Raw genomic sequence first — 15,607 nt, forward strand, 5'->3', positions numbered from 1 at the left:
TGCAAATATACATGTTTTTGCCCTTACGGCGTATGCCCGAACGCGAAAAAAGCCCCGTCTATTGCGACGGAGCCTTTAATTCGGTTCAGGAACGCTACCACTTTTCGCCGCCGATCGCAGCCCAGTCCTCGACCCGGGCCCGTGCGGCCCACGCCTGCCAGGCCGCTGCGAGTTCCGCCACGAGTGCGGGATGCTCCGCCGCCACGTCGCGCGTCTCGGTGCGGTCCGTCTCGAGATCGTAAAGTTCCCAGGCGCCGCCCGTCGGATAGCCGCGCAGCGTGCGCCAGCTGCCGGGGTATTCCGAAACGAGCTTCCAGCGGCCCCGCCGCACGGCCCGGTTGCCCTCGTGCTCCCAGAAGAGCATTCGCACCGTATCCGTCACCTCGCGGTCGAACGAGGCGGCGAAACTGCGCCCCTCGATGGGAACGGTTTTCATGCCCCGGATCGAATCGGGGTAGCTGCCGCCGGCCACGTCGAGCAGGGTCGGCATGAAATCGGCGATGGTGAACGCCCCGTCACGCCAGCCGCCCCGGTCGGCGATACGGTCGCCCCACCGGACGATCATCGGAGCGCAGATGCCGCCCTCGTGCATCCAGCTCTTGTAGCGCCGGAAAGGCGTGCACGACAGGTGCGCCCACAGGGGACCGTAGCTGCCGTAGGTGTCGGCGGCCCCGAGCGCCCGGCCCGGAATATCGCCCGCATGGACCGTCCGCCCGTCGAGCGTCGAGTCGGGGATCATCCGGTCGCCCCAGTGCTTTCCGGTCCGCTCGACCGTATTGTGCAGGTGCCCCTCGTTCGAGGCGCCGTTGTCCGAGAGAAAGACGATCAGCGTGTTGTCGAGCTCTCCTTTCCGGCGCAGCTCCTCCACGATGCGGCCCACCCCCTCGTCCATCTGTTCCACCATAGCGGCATAGACCTCCATGCGCATCTGCTGCCACACCTTGTGGGGTTCGTCGGCCCAGTCGTAGCACTGCTCGTCCTTTTCGGGCAGCACGGCATCGGGCGGAATCACCCCCAGCGCCCGCATCCGCTCGAACCGCTCGACGCGCAGCGAGTCCCAGCCCGCTGCGTAACGGCCCCGGTATTTTTCGATATACTCGGGCCGCGCATGGAGCGGGTAGTGCGGCGCGGTGTAGGCCACGTAGAGGAAGAAAGGCTCTCCGGCGTCCGCCATTTCGTCGACGAAGCGCGTGGCTCGGTCGGTGATCGCCTCGGTGTAGTAGTAATCCCCCTGGGCCCGCACGGGCGTGTTGCCGTCATAGAGGCACTTGGGGTCCCAGAAACTCCCATGGCCGCTCAGCGTGCCGTAGAAGCGCTCGAAACCGCGCTGCACGGGCCATTGCGAAGTGTCGCCCGCGGGATCGGTGTTGTTGGTCACGTGCCACTTGCCGGACATGGCTGTTTGGTAGCCGCAGCCCCGGAGGGCCTCGGCCAGCGTCACCGTGTTGGGGGCCAGCGTCCCCCGGTAGCCCGCGTAACCGCGGTCTGCGACCATGTGGCCCACGCCGGCCAGGTGGGGCGTCAGTCCCGTCAAGAGGCTCGCCCGCGAGGGGCAGCTGCGCGCCGTGTTGTAGAACTGGCGGTAGCGCAGCCCCGCGGCGGCCAGCGAGTCGATATGGGGCGTCCGGATTTCTCCGCCGTAACATCCCAGGTCGCTGAACCCCAGGTCGTCGGCCAGAATCAGCACGATATTGGGCCGCTCGGCGGTACGGTTTTTTTCCGCTCCGCACCCCGTCATCGCCACGGCTCCGGTCGCAACGGCGCCTGTCAGGCAGAGCGCACCTAATTTGTCGGTATTCATCATTTCGTTTCTTTATAAAAACGGGAGCGGCCCCTGCGGACCGCTCCCCGATCCTATTTTGCGGGCGTGACTTTGAAATTGTCGAGCCAGAAGCGGCTGTAAGGCGCATAACCGGCCAGCTGAATCTGCGTCCGGGAGGTAGCGTTGCGGATCACGACCTCGATGTGGTGCCAGCGGGGGCGGTTGCTCTCGGGCCACGTCTTGTAGTTGCCGCAATAGTAGTTGAGCGAGGTCTTGTCGTCGTTCAATCCCGTGAACGTATCGCCCGCAACATCTGTATAGTTGCCCGCGTAGGACTCGATCACGCCGCCGTTTAGCACCGTCAGCACGCTCTTTCCGGTCTCCGAAGCGTTCTTGTATTCCAGCACGTCGTATTCGACCCGAATGTCGGCCGTACCCGCTCCGATCGCCTCGAATGCCGGCGATACCACATCCGCAGCGGCGGATGTCGTACCGCCGCACATCAGCGTGCCGTTGCGCGTCACGGGCGAATTGGTCGCCATCGTGGCCGTCCAGCCCGTCGCCTTGTAGGCGGCCGACCAGTTCTTGTACTGGGTGCCGCCCGAGCCGATGCTCGAACCGCCGCTTTCCAGATCGAATATGTCTCCGGTCGTACCGTCGCCCTTGCACCAGCTGAAATCGTCCTCGAAATAGATCACCTCGGGAATCTCGCCCGTCTGCGTAAAGACGACCGAGCGGGAAAGGTCGCCCGCCGTGAAGACCACCTCGGCCGTGCGGTCGGCGCCCGTTTGGTTGAGCGTGCGGGCCGTAACGGTTACGGCATAGGCGATACCCGTGCCGTTGTACTCGACCGTCGGCGAGATCAGCACCCAGTCGGCCTGGGTCGAAGCGCTCCAGGGCAGGTTGCTCTGCACGATGCACCACGCCTGAGCACCCGCAGCGTTTTCGACCGCTGCACCCTCTTCGCCCTCGAGCACCTTGATATAGGGTTCTTGGGTAACCTGCACCTCGCGTTCGCCGGCGGTGGCACCCTTCACGGCCCTGCCGATAAGGAGGTTGTCCACCAGCACGCGGCCCACGGACTGTTTCACGTCCTTGCCCAGCTGGATCTGCGTCGCCGAGGTCGCACCGCGGACGATGACCCAGTATTTGCGCCACCCGAAATAGTTGGTCATCTCGACCTCGGTTTCAGTAGCTTCGCCGTCGCCGATGGTTCCGGCGTTGAGGACCTTGACCATCAGCGGCTTGCCGTCGGCCTGCAAACTCTCCGAAGCATAGGTAGCTCCGTAGAACGACACCAGCAGATCGGTCGGTTCGTTGCCCACGGCTTCGAGCGCGGGTGTGATGAGCGCTCCCTGCGCCGAGGTCGTACCCAGACAGACATACCCCTCGTAGCGCGCCTGCACCGCCGTCCGCTGCTCGCTCTGCACATAGCCCTTGCGGACGAATCCGTCTTCGGGGTCCGTAGCCGTCCCTTTGAGCAGGTCGAGCGTGAAATAGTTGGCCTTGCCCGTGGGCGAAGCGGTCGTCACCGTCGGCCAGCCGCCGCCCGTATTGCTCTTATCCCAGCGGGTCGAGTTGGCGATCCAGTCGAAATCGTCCTCGAAAAAGACCTCCGTGGTCTCGTCCGAAACCACCTTTAGCGGGATCGTCAGCGAGACGAACTTGGCGCCGGCGAAATCGCCCGCCTCGTCGGCCGCATACGAACGCCACTGCTCGTCGGCAAAGGCCGTGTAGCTGAACGTCCGCTCGTCGGTGGTGGTCACGGTGAATTTCAATCCGCCCCGGACCGTGAAGCGCCCGACGGGCACCTGTACCGAAGCACCTCGGGCAATATCGAGCCCCGAACCCGTACACGTTACCTCGATACGCGGCGCACTCGCGGCGAGGGTCATCCGGCCCGTGCTGGCCACGACGCCCGCGCCCGCCAGGTAGCCATCGAACTCCGCTTCCGCAGCCGGTTCGATGACGATCCGCTCCAGCGAGGTCTCGGCGAACTCCCCGAACGAGAGGTTCAGCACCGAAAAGAGGCTCCGAAACCGCAAGGCGACGGGGCGCTCGGTGAGCGCATCCGTCACGCCCGAGCCGACAAGCACGGGCACGGCGTTGTTCACTCCCTCGGTCACCTCTTGCACGGCGGGGACCTCGAATCCGAACTGCGCGCGGTCCAGCTCCTCGAAATCGCCGTCCGACTCCTTCCAGGGCCAGATGGCGAAGAAGCTCCGCTGGCCCACAACCGCCTCGTTCCACAGGATCGGGTCGCCGGCGGCCGTGAGGTAGCCGAACGTCGTGGCCTCGGTGAACTCGTAGGGCACGTTCATCACGTAGGGTGTGCCGTCGATCAGGGCCGTGATGCCGATCCGGTCGCCCGTCTGCCAGGTGGTCACGCCGCCCGCGACCGAAGCGCGGGTCTCGGGCACGAAATCGTCCACGGCGGCCGCAAACTGCGCCTCGGTCACCGCAGGAGCTGTCCCGCCGCCTTTCGTATCGTCGTCGGAACACCCCGCAAGGAGTGCCGCCACGCAAAGAGAAAGAAGAAATGGTCTCATATTGTTCTGAAATTTTAAGGTTTTAGCATCAGTCGAAGAGCTCTTCGGGCGATACCGTGCCGAACGTGATGCGCTTGTAAAGCTCCTCCTTGCCGCCCGGGTCGCCGTTTTCATAGAGTACGCCTATGCTGCCGTCCGCGAGCCGCACCAGATCCGAATAGGCCGCCCGGCCCGGCCATATCGTCACGAAACGGCTCCACGTGCGGCCATCGTCCCGGCTCACGCCGAGCGAGAGGTTTTCGCGCCGGAGCGAGCGGGGATTCGAGAAGAGGAGCGTCCGCGAGGATCGCTCCCCGGCGGGGGCATAATTGAGGAGGCTGCCCTGGCAGCGCGGTTCGACGAGCTGCGTCTCCTCCCAGGTCTCGCTCCACGTATGGCCTCCGTCCCGGCTCACGGCGCATAGCCGGAGCGAGTCTTGGCGGTCGTAGTGGCGCATGTTGAGCATCACGCTCCCGTCGGAGAGCTCCGCCACCGAGCTCTCGTTGCCGCCCGGCTGCGAGACCGCGCCGAGGCGCCACGTTTCGCCCCGGTCGTCGGAATAGATCAGGTGCGAATGCGAGGCGACGGAGCCGTCGGGAGCGACGAACTTGTGGTTGGCCGGAACGAGGATGCGGCCCTTGTGCGGAGCACGGCTCTTCACGATGGCGTGGCAGGGACCCGTGGCGTACCACGTCCACCCGGCGCGCTTGACCTCTGAGGTGATCTCGCGGGGCTCGCTCCACGTCCGGCCGCAGTCGTCGGACGCGAGCACGAAGACCCTCCGCGTATCGGCCGTGCGGCCCCGTTCGATGTCCCGTTCGTGGTCCTCGCCCCGGTTCCAGGTCGCAAGCAGGACGATGCGGCCCGTATCGTGCAGCACCACCGGCGCGGGATTGCCGCAGGTGTTGTCCGCGTCGTCCCAGACGACGACGAGCTCGCCCCACGTGCGACCCCCGTCCGCCGAACGGCGGAGCACCAGGTCGATGTCGCCCTTGTCGGCCGTACCGTCCCGGCGTGCCTCGGCAAAGGCCAGCAGCGTGCCGTCCGCAGCCCGCACGATGGCGGGGATGCGGAAGCAGGCATAGCCGCAGTCGCCGCTCCGGTAGACGACCTGCGAAATGTCCTGCGCCCGGCCCGTCGACACGGCGAGCGTGAATCCAAAAATCAGAAGCGTCCGTAGCATGGGGCAAAAGTTTATCTTACACGATCGAAAAAGTCGATGGCTTCGAGTTCGCGCTTCAGGAGGGCGTACTCCTCATCGGTAAACGGCGCCAGGGGCAGGCGGCACGAACCGCAGTCGACCCCCATGAGGCGCATGATGGCCTTGCCGCCACGCACGCCGCCACCGTGGCGGACGATGACCTCGACGATCCTCACGGAGTATCGCTGGAGTTCGGCCGCCGCAGCGATATTTCCGGCGCGGAACTCTTCGATCAGCCGGTTGTAGACCGGGGCCGCATAATTGTAGGTGCTTCCCACGGCGGCCGTCGCCCCCAGCGACAGACCGCACAGCAGGATCTCGTCGTAACCGTGCAGCACCTCGTAGCGGCCGCCGTCGAGCATCAGACACTGGGACATTTCCATCAGGTTGTTGTGCGTGAATTTCACGCCCGCCAGCGTCGGCATGGCCTTTCCTCCCAGCGCAAGGAACTCGGCCACCGGGACCGACACACCCGACATGGAGGGCATGTTGTAGTAGTAGAACGGCAGCGGGCAGCTGTTGGCGATGGGCGTGAACCAGGCCACCAGCTCGGCGGCGCTCTGCGGCTTGAAGAAATAGGGGGCCATGGCGCCGATGGCGTCCGCACCGCACTGCCCGGCGTGCCGGGCCAGACAGATGGCGTCGGCCGCGCAGTTCGAACCCACGTGGACGATGACTTTCAGACGGCCGCGGGCGGCTGCGACCCACGCCTCGGCGACTGCCTGGCGCTCGGAGACGGTAAGGGACGCAGACTCGCCCGTCGTACCGCAGATGAAGACCCCTCTGACGCCGCTTCCGGCCAGCAGGTCCGCATAGGGTTCGACGGCGGACAGCCGCAGCGAGCCGTCCGGATTCATCGGTGTGAAAGGAGCGGCGATCAGGCCCTCCAGTTTTCGGTAGTTATTCATTTCGTATCGGATTTGTAGATTGTCAGTTTATGGGTCTTGTCCCGCGTGGTGCCGCCCGTGAGGACGCTCACCAGGTAGCCGATCACGAAGCACGCGATAAAACCCGTGGTGGAATAGAGGAGCAGGTTGACCCACTCGAACTGCGTGACGAGCGTCTGCACCGCCACGCTGCCCGCCAGGCCGCACAGGGCTCCGATGGCGTTGGCCCGTCGGGTCGTGAGGCCCAACAGGAACAGCCCGCCCAGGCCGCCCAGGAGGATACCCAGGAATTTCGAAAATTCGTCCCACAGCGACTTGATGTCCCACGAGGCCATGACCACGGCGAACAGGATGCCGACCATGCCCAGCACGAACGTGGCCCAGCGGGCAACGGCGAGCAGGTGCCGTTCGTCGTCTCCGGTGCGGACCTTGCGGTAGATGTCCGTCACGAAAGCCGTGGCCGCGGAGTTCATGCTGCTGCTCAGCGTCGACATGGCCGCAGCGAACAGGCCCGCGATGACCAGTCCCAGCACGCCGCGCGGCAGCGTGGTGCTCATGTACCACGGCAGAATGGCGTCCGAATCGGCGATCGACATGCTCAGCTCCTGGGGATGGTACTTGTAGAAGACCCACAGCGCCGTGCCGAGGAAGAAGAACAGGAGGCTGGCCGGGACGGTCAGCGCGGCGTTGGTGTAGACCCCCTTGCGGGCGGCCTTTTCGCTGTCGGTGGTCAGGTAGCGCTGCACGATGGTCTGGTCGGTGCCGTAGGTGGTGATATTGGTGAACACCGTGGCGATCAGCACGGTCCAGATCGTCGGCTGCCGCAGGTCGAAAAAGGTTTCGCCGAGGCTGAATTTGCCGGCGTCGCCCGCCGCCGTGAGGATCGTCGAAAACCCGTCGGGCAGCCGGAACGCCACCGAGCAGACGACCGCTACGGCGGCCCCGAGCAGCACCACGACCTGCACGGCTTCGGTCCACACGACGGCTTCGATACCGCCCATGAGCGTGTAGGCCAGGCTCAAAACTCCCATCAGCCCGATGCAGAGGAAGATATCGATGCCCGTGACGATGTTCAGCGCGATCGAGGGCAGGAGCAGCACCACGGCCATGCGGCCGATCTGGAAGACGATGAACGCCACCGAGCATACCACGCGGATCAGGGCGTTGAACCGCAGTTCGAGGTACTCGTAGGCCGTGGTGACATTGAGCCGCCGGAAGAACGGAATGAAGACCCCGACGATGAGCGGCACCACGAGCACGATCCCGGCGTTGAACAGCAGGTAGCTCCAGTCCGTGGCGAACGCCTTGGCGGGGATGGCCATGAACGTGATGGCCGAGAGGCTCGTGCCGAAGATGCTCAGGCCGACGACGAACCACGGTATGCGTCCGCCGCCCTTGAAATAGTCGCCCGTCGATTTTTGGTTCTTCGAAAAGTACCAGCCGATCCAGGCCAGCGAGAGGAAATAGAGCACGATGACCGCGATGTCGAGCCACCCCATGCGGTGCAGCTCCGACTGGACCCGGCCCCGCAGGATGACGGGCGTGCGCACGCCGGGCGACACCTCGCCGCTCACGATCTCGATCGTCGCACCGTCGCTGAGGGCGGTTGACGTCACGGGCAGGATGAAATCCTCCTTGTCCACCGCCACCTCGGTCATCACGCCCGTCACCGTGTGGTAGAGCCGCAGGGCATTGTCCGACGTGGCCGCATCGTGCGACTTGCCGCCGAAGAAAAGGATGTGGTTGGTCCCGAACGGGGCTGCGGTGCCGGCCATGACGGGAAAATCGCCCTCGAGCCGGGTCCACTCGCCCAGGCGGGGGTTGTAGCGGTAACCGTCGCGGTGGACGGTCCACGGCGCGTCGCCGTCGTAATCCCGGCCGCTGAAGAGGTAGAAGCAGTTGTCCATGCCGTCGCTCTGGGCCGCCGCAACCGCGTAGCCGCGCGCCGGGCCGGGCCAGGCGGGCAGACGGCGCCATCCGGCGGCGGGGTTCGACGTATCGAGCGAGAAGAAATGCGACGAGGCCCGCGCCGGGTTCATCGACTCGTTGCCGCCCGCCACGTAGATCCGCCCGCCGACCAGGCAGCCCGCGGCGTTGGCCAGCGGCACGGGAAGCGGCGGCCACGCTTCGATCTGCGGCCGTCCGTCGCGGACCGAGAGCAGGAACACCTCGTCCATGCAGCGCTCCGCATCGCAGCCGCCGATGCACACCACCCCTCGGGGCAGCGTCACCGAGACGCCGTAGGCCGCAGCCGCCGGCAGCGCATCGGGAAATACCTGCCAGCCGTTGTTCGCATCGTAGAGATAGATGTCTTGATACCAGCGTTTGACGCCGCCCTCCCAGGGCATGGCGTCGGGGAAATTGGCGCCCCCGGCCACCACCAGACGCCCGCCGGCCCGCCCGGCGAAGACGCCCGCCAATCCGCGGTGGGCCGTCGTATCGCTCGGAGCGGGCAGCCTGAGGGCGCTGTCCCACACCACGGCATCGGTTCGGGTAAGATGCGTGGCGGTCTGGCCGCAGGTTGCGGCGGGCGCAGCCGCAAGAAGCAGCCAGCAGAGGGATATGAAAAGGTGTTTGAACACGTTGGAAAGGTTATTTTCTCGGTTTGCGGTTTTTGTTCAGGTAGATGGTGTAGAGTTGCAGGTGGTCGGCGATGGCCCGGCGGTAGCCCTCCTCGTCGCCGCTGCGCACCAGTTCGAGCAGCCGCTTGTGGGTCGTCAGTTCGCCTTTCTGCGCCAGTTCGCGCTGGATGGGTTCGAAGAAGTCGCGGAAATTGTCTTTCACGAAATCCATCACCGGGTGGATCACCTCCTGGAACTCCGAGACGATGGCGTTTCCGGTGATCTCGTAGAGCTTGGCGTGGAAATGCACCTCGCTCATGGGGGTGTAGCGGTTGTCTCCGATCAACTCCTCCATCTCGACGATTTGCTCCAGCTCGCCGATGTCGTCGGCCGTGATGTTTGCGAAAATGTAGCCGCTGATCCCGATTTCGAGCGCGATGCGGAACTCCAGGAGGTCGAACACCGTCTCGCGGTTCATCAGCAGCGGGTTGACGCAGCGTTTCATTCCGCGCAGGATCGAGGGTTCCGAGAGGATCATCCCCCGCTTGGTGCGCGATTCGATCATGCCCGTCATCTTGAAGCGGCTCAGGGCTTCGCGCAACACCGTGCGCGCCACGCCCAGGGCGCTGGCCAGTTCGGCCTCGGGCGGTATGCTGCTGCCCGGACGCAGGCCCTGCTCCTTGAAATAGTCGATCAGACTCTCTTCGACCTGGTCTACCAGCGTCGTCTGCGGTTTGTTGATTTTGAGTGTTCCAAGCATCTTTCTCTGTTTTTTCAGTTTTGTCTGATAAAATTACGAATTATTCGCTTGCTACCCAAATTACTCGCGTACTTGTCCGGTATAGACCTCGCCGAAACGGTCGGTCACTTTCACCTCGACCCGCGACGAGGCGCTCGCGGTGACGGCCGAGAACATGTGCGGCGTGGGCTGCGCCTTGGCGGCCCCTTTCGACATCGAGTCGCCCGACGGCTCGTAGACCTCGGCCACGTAGCGCAGGTAGTCGGGGTCCTGACGCACCTGCCGCGTGACCGTGAGCGCCTGACCGTCCTCCAGCACCTCGACTTTCCAAGCCGCATCCCAATTCCAGACGTTGACCAGAATTTCGTTGGCGACCGTCTTGTCCCGGTACTGCACCCGGTTCATGTCCCAGGCCTTGAACTGCATGTCGGCGTCCGCGGCGACGTATTTCCAGCGGATCGTGCGGCCGTCGATTTCGTAGAGGCCGAAGCCCTGCGGCGTGCCGTCGGTCGCCGAGCCGAACGGCTGATCGTCGCCGTTGAAGCCCTTGACGTTGTACCACAGGGAGCCGCAGACCGAACCCAGGTTGTGCTCGGTGATGTGGGGCTTGCCGGGGTATTGCGCCCAGTGGTTGTTGTGCCAGTGGCCCGAGAGGATCAGCACTCTGTCGAAGCCGTCGAAGAGCGAGGCGAACGCATCGGCCCCGGCGAACGAGGCGTTGGCCGTCGGCTCCAAGAGGCGCGAGTTGGTCAGCGGCGCGTGCATCCACACCACCAGCGGCGCCGTTTTGTCCTCGACGGTCGCCAGGTCGGCCCTGAGCCAGGCCAGTTGGCGGTCGGTCAGCGCCACGCGGTAGCTGGTGTTGCCCACCACCCCGTCGGACGCCCCCGTATTGACGTAGACGATGTTGTCCAGCGCGATGTAGTGCACCGCGCCGATGTTGAGCGAATACCAGGTCGGCCCGAGCGCCTTTTTGTAGGCCGCTTCGGCCAGGCGGTCGTCGGCCGAGTAGGGGTCGTTGTCGTGGTTGCCCATGATGTGGAAGAACGGCACGCCGAACTGCCCGATCAACGCCTTGTACTCCGGAAAGGCGAAGCGGCGCGAATACCAGTATTTGTCGTAGACCATGTCGCCGAGCGAAACGCTGTATACCTTGCGTCCGGCCAGCGAGTTGAGGGTGCTGCGGTAGGCCGGGACGAACGAGGCGTTGCAGCTTGCGAGCGAACTCTGCGGCACCATCATCCGCACGTCGTTGTCGATCTGGATGTCGGCCGAGGCGAGCAGCACGTACTGCTGCTGGTCGGCGGCGAGCAGGGCGAAATCGTAGCGGTCGCGTTCCGGCTCGAAGAGCGCATAGAACTGCGGCACGGCGTCCTCGACGGGCGCTTCGTAGCCCGCGGGCAGCGAGACGAAAAGCGTGCCCTCCTTGCGGTCGGATTCCATCGCATAGACGCCCGCGGCGTCGGTGCGTACGATCTGCGAGCCGTCCGAGACGCAGACGTTCGCCAACGCCCGTTCCCCGCAGTACACGCGGCCGAAAGCGTTCGTGCCCTCGGGCAGCGAAGCCGGGTCGATGGCGGCGAACGGCGTGACGGTCAACGTCGTAGTCCCGAGCTCCTGCTCATCATCCCCCCTTTCGCAGGCGAGCGTCCACTCGCCCGAGGCGATGTCGGGGAGAGTGAAAGTTGCGGCAGCGCCGGTCGCCGCCAGATCGGTTGCGTAGTGCTTCGTGCCGCCCTGCACGAAGCAGATGCGGTCGCCCTCCAGGAAGCCATCCCCGCGCAAGGTCATGCGGTCGCCCCGGTCGAAGAGGTACTCCGCCTCCAACTCCACGTTGCGCACCAGCCGGAAGATGTCCACGTCGAGGTGCGTCGTACCGAGGTATTGGGTCTTGTCGCCCCGCCGGCAGTAGATGCTCCACGTGCCCGTCCCGATTTCGGGCGTGATCCGCAGGGTCACGGCCACGTCCGTCAGGGCTTCGATCCGGACGGGAAACTCCTCCTGTGAAGCGTCGGCCTCGGCCCGGTCGCCCGCCTTGAGGAAGAGCTGGTCCGCGTCGGTGAAATCGAGTCCGCGCAGGGTCATCGTTCCGCCGTAGTCGAGCGCATAGCGTTCGTCCACGAGCACCGTAACCAGATGGCTTTCGGGCGCAGGGGCCTCCGCGACCGCCTTGTCGTCGTCGGAGCATCCGCCCGCGAGCAGGGTGCCGCCCAGCACGAGCGCGGCGAACAACCAATAGATTTTCATGTATTTTTTCATCTTGCAGGGTCGTTTTATTTGATCTCCACGATTTCGATGCTGCCCAGGCGGTTGGTGCCCGTGGCGGCCACGTCGGCGCCGATCCGGCGGCCATTCTCGCGGGAGGCGCAGCGGAAGAGGATCACCGCGTTGCGCTTGCCCCGCAGGTCGTCGGGCAGCCGGACGCAGTAGGGCATCAGGTAGGGGGTGTAGTTGAGCACCGGGGCGTCATAGGTGGCCACGTCCTCGAATTTCACCTTTGTCAGGTCGGTCGCTTCGGTCACGGCGCACTGCACTTTCATCCATCCCGGACCGCCCAGCGAACTGGTCGTCGAGAACGAGAGCCACAACTCACCCGTGGCGTTGCGCAGCGCGTCGGTGCGCAGGATGAATCCCTCGCCCGCATCCGCCGTGTTCGAGAGCGACGAACCGGTAGCGCTCCACCAGTTCACGGCGCTGAGCGAGAGGTAGCGGTCGGGATCATCCTTCGACCATTTCTTCGAAGCGTCGTGGCGGATGGCGGCGTCGAGCCAGTACATACCGCCCGTGAGGTTATTCGTGCCGTCGGCCTTGAGCTGCGGCGACACGGCGTCGTTTTTGAGGTAGCTGTTCTTGAGCGAGAAGACGAGGCTCGTAGCATCCCCTCCGCCGACCTCGAACCCGGCGGCGGTATTGCTGTTATCGCGCCACGGACCGCCGCGCAGCAAGGTCGTCGAAAGGCGTTCGCCATCGGTTCGGACGGCATCGTCCGCCCCGTTGCGCATCTGCAAGGCCGCTTCGCCGCGGTAGCGGGTAACAATGCCCGTCAGGGCACCCTTGCCTGCGGAAACGGCTCGGGTGACGCGATCCGCAATACCGTTCGAGAACCAGAGTTTCGCCACACGGCCCGTGCGGTCGCGCAGCAGCTGCGGGTAGAGGTTGTACGCGGGATAGGCGGCTTTGTAGGCGGACGATACGTCGGTGGCCCAGAGTGCGGCCACCTTGTCCATCGACTGCGCCGCAGCCTCCCAGAAATTGGTATAGCGGCCGTAGGTGAAGACGAACTCCACGGGATCGACCCGCACGAGCGTCGCGGGATAGTCCCCCAGGCGGTCGAAGCCCGAAAGGGAGACGGCCAGGTCGCCCGCGTCCTCCTCGATCTTGCGCATCACCACCGACGAGGGGAAATCGTAGATGGCCAGATTGCCCTCGGCATCCTCGCGGAATTCGAGCCCCGAGACGTGCAGCGAGAGCTTGCTGCCGCAGTCGTACCATCCGGTCCGCTCGGCCGGCGGCGCGAGGAACTCGGCCTTGTCCTTGAGCAGCAGTTTCAATCCGCGGCCGCTGCGGTCCTGAACATAAAGCACGCTGTCGGGCAGGTTTCCGGCTTTCAGGTCGGACGTCACCCACGCCTCGACGGCGAGGTTGTCCTCGATCTCGTACGAACCCTCGGCATCGAGCCGCACGCCGGAGAGGAGGTCGGCGACAGTGACGACCGTGGCCTGCTCGTAGACGTTGTTGCCGGCCCGCTGCGTGACAGGCAGGTCGACCGAGTAGTCGCCCTCCTCCATCCGAAAGCGCAGCGTGCATTCGCGCCGGGGCTGCCCCGTGTTGTCGGCGAAGAGCAGTTCGAGCGAGTTATCGGTCCGCTCGCCGAACGTGAGCCACTCGACCCGGGTCTCGCCCTTGGCGGGGATCGCCTCGGCGCTCCAGCGGAGGTTGCTCGTGATGTTGAGCGTGATGGGCGTACCCTGGTAATCGGCCCGCACGCGGTCCGAAAGGAGGTCGAAGCGGATGTAGGGCTCGGCGCCCTGCTGCCGGACCACGATCTCGCCCACCACCCCGCGGGCGGTGGTGATCGGAAGTGTCGCCGTGCGGGCGTAGGCCGACGCGAGGGGCTGCACCGTAAGGGTGGTCTTGCCGTTGTCGTCGCCGAAGAGCGGCCACGCCTCGAGCCACCCGGCGCTCTCGTCGGGCATTTCTATCTCCCAGTGTCCGCACCGCGAGAGGAACGAGATGTTCGACTTGCCTCCCGCGGCGTCGCACACGTAGGTTCCGTCGCCGCTCTGGAACGCAACCTCGGTCGAATAGAGGCGCTCCTCGTCCGAGCACCCGGCCGCAACGGCCAGCGCCGAGCAGCAAACGAGGAATCTGAACAGGTTGTATCTTTTCATGGGATCGGTGTGTTAACGGTTACTGCTGCGCATTTTCGAGTTCCACGGCCCGGAGGCTCCACCAGACCGGGGTTTTCATGTTGTCGCCGCCCACGGCGCCCTGGCTAACCTGAGGGTAGGTCGCCCTGAGGTAGGCCACCTGCGCCTCGTAGTTGGTGCGGTTGGTCGCCACCGTGCTCTGGCAGTAGAGCAGGCGCGTGGGCAGCAGGCCCTCGTTGCCCACGTCGGGGCCGATCTCCAGCCGTGGATAACCCGTGCGGCGGTAGTCGTTCCACGACTCGAAGCCCTGCATGAAGAGCGCGAGCCATTTCTGGTCCATCAGCTGCGCGAGCGTCCCGTCGAAAGCCACCGTCGAGCCGGCGGCGTGGATGAACTTGTCGATGTCGGCGTCCGTAAGCGCGGGGTCCCACTGGCGGAGCGAGGCGGTAATGCCCTCCTCGTAGCAGCTCTCGGCCAGGGCCCGGCCGCCCGGGATGTAGCCCTGAAGGGCCGCCTCCGCGAGGATGAATTTCACCTCGGCCGCAGTCATGAACCACGCCGGAGCGTCGTACGATTTGAGCACCGCGGCGTTGAGCGTGGCGCAGCCCGAGCCGTCGGGGTTGTTGTAGCCGCTCACCACGCCCTTGGGCTCCTCGCCCGAGAACTTGGTCCACTTGCTGCGCCGGGGGTCGTAGGTGGAGTGGAGCAGGCGGACCAGCCGCTCGCTGCACTTGTGGGACGAGTTGGTGAAATTCCCGTCCGTGAGGTTGCCGAACGGCCCGCGGAAAGGCGCCGCCGTGGTAAAGGCGATCTTCGCGTCGTCGAGGTAGCTACCGAAGACCGGATAGGTCGCCGGGTCGGCAGCGATCTGCCGCAGGGTCTCCAGCCCGATGCTCTCGGGGCGGTTCGAAAGGCGCAGGCACAGGCGCAGGTTGAGCGAATTGGTAAAGCGCTTCCACGCCGCGATGTCGCCGCCGTAGAGCAGGTCTTTCGTGGGTGCCTCCATCTGTTCTGTGAGCACATAGAGGCTGTTGGCCTCCACCAGCGAGCGGATCAGCGCCTCGTAGATCGCTTTCTGGCGGTCCATCTTGGGCTGAAGCAGGTCCTCGTCGATGCGCAGAGCCTCGGTGTAGGGAATATCGCCGAACATATCGGTGAGGATGGCGAAATACATGGCCCGGAGCGTCATGCCGATCGCCCGCATGTTGGGCTGCCCGTACTTTTCGGCCAGCCGCACGATCTCCTGCGCATTGGCCGCATAGCGGTAAAACATTTTCCACAGCGTCTCGAACGACGAGGCCGGGAACGTATAGACGTGGAAGCGGGTGCTGTTGCCCACGTCGACGGTATACTGCATCAGTTCGTTGTGGCACCACCACGAACGGTACTGCAAATCCTGCGCGCTCGAACAGATCAGCTCTTCGAGCAGCGTCACGGGGGCCGTATCGCCCTTTTCGGGCGTCTGGGTGTTGGTGTTGTACTCTTCGAAATCGCCCGTGCACGACACCGCGAGGAGCAGCGCAAGGGCTGCAAAAACACTATTTTTCATCGGTCGCATC

At 64.9% G+C, this 15,607-nt stretch carries 9 protein-coding genes; all 9 read right to left on the bottom strand.

Translation table 11 applies throughout. The features are described 5' to 3' along the window. Positions 1 to 94 precede the first annotated feature (94 nt). Genes ACMQ11_RS01605 through ACMQ11_RS01645 form a run of 9 tightly spaced genes read right to left on the bottom strand, consistent with a single transcriptional unit; the run spans position 95 to position 15,597 of the window. Positions 95 to 1,801, bottom strand: coding sequence for an arylsulfatase (locus ACMQ11_RS01605; protein WP_418990913.1), 1,707 nt, complete (start codon positions 1,799 to 1,801; stop codon positions 95 to 97). Positions 1,802 to 1,854: 53 nt separating this feature from the next. After that, positions 1,855 to 4,311 (bottom strand): hypothetical protein, encoded by a 2,457-nt coding sequence (locus ACMQ11_RS01610; protein ID WP_418990914.1) that lies wholly within the window; start codon positions 4,309 to 4,311, stop codon positions 1,855 to 1,857. A gap of 28 nt (positions 4,312 to 4,339) precedes the next feature. After that, positions 4,340 to 5,473 (bottom strand): sialidase family protein, encoded by a 1,134-nt coding sequence (locus ACMQ11_RS01615; protein WP_418990915.1) that lies wholly within the window; start codon positions 5,471 to 5,473, stop codon positions 4,340 to 4,342. An 11-nt stretch (positions 5,474 to 5,484) separates the two neighbouring features. Beyond that, the gene (locus tag ACMQ11_RS01620; RefSeq protein ID WP_418990916.1) at positions 5,485 to 6,399 is read right to left on the bottom strand and encodes a dihydrodipicolinate synthase family protein; all 915 of its coding nucleotides are present in this window, start codon (positions 6,397 to 6,399) and stop codon (positions 5,485 to 5,487) included. After that, positions 6,396 to 8,960 carry a sodium:solute symporter family transporter gene (locus tag ACMQ11_RS01625; protein WP_418990917.1) on the bottom strand — a complete coding sequence of 855 codons (2,565 nt, stop codon included), beginning with the start codon at positions 8,958 to 8,960 and terminating at the stop codon, positions 6,396 to 6,398. The genes ACMQ11_RS01620 and ACMQ11_RS01625 overlap by 4 nt, the downstream gene beginning before the upstream one ends. 10 nt (positions 8,961 to 8,970) lie before the next feature. After that, on the bottom strand, positions 8,971 to 9,699 hold the full coding sequence (locus ACMQ11_RS01630; RefSeq protein ID WP_418990918.1) for a FadR/GntR family transcriptional regulator: 729 nt from the start codon (positions 9,697 to 9,699) through the stop codon (positions 8,971 to 8,973). A gap of 60 nt (positions 9,700 to 9,759) precedes the next feature. Continuing rightward, positions 9,760 to 11,937, bottom strand: coding sequence for a calcineurin-like phosphoesterase C-terminal domain-containing protein (locus tag ACMQ11_RS01635; RefSeq protein WP_418990919.1), 2,178 nt, complete (start codon positions 11,935 to 11,937; stop codon positions 9,760 to 9,762). A 14-nt stretch (positions 11,938 to 11,951) separates the two neighbouring features. Next, positions 11,952 to 14,069 (bottom strand): DUF5689 domain-containing protein, encoded by a 2,118-nt coding sequence (locus ACMQ11_RS01640; RefSeq protein ID WP_418990920.1) that lies wholly within the window; start codon positions 14,067 to 14,069, stop codon positions 11,952 to 11,954. A gap of 19 nt (positions 14,070 to 14,088) precedes the next feature. Next, the gene (locus ACMQ11_RS01645) at positions 14,089 to 15,597 is read right to left on the bottom strand and encodes a SusD/RagB family nutrient-binding outer membrane lipoprotein (RefSeq protein ID WP_418990921.1); all 1,509 of its coding nucleotides are present in this window, start codon (positions 15,595 to 15,597) and stop codon (positions 14,089 to 14,091) included. Positions 15,598 to 15,607 lie beyond the last annotated feature (10 nt).

It is taken from the genome of Alistipes sp. (genome assembly GCF_048465575.1).
Taxonomy (GTDB): Bacteria; Bacteroidota; Bacteroidia; order Bacteroidales; family Rikenellaceae; genus Alistipes.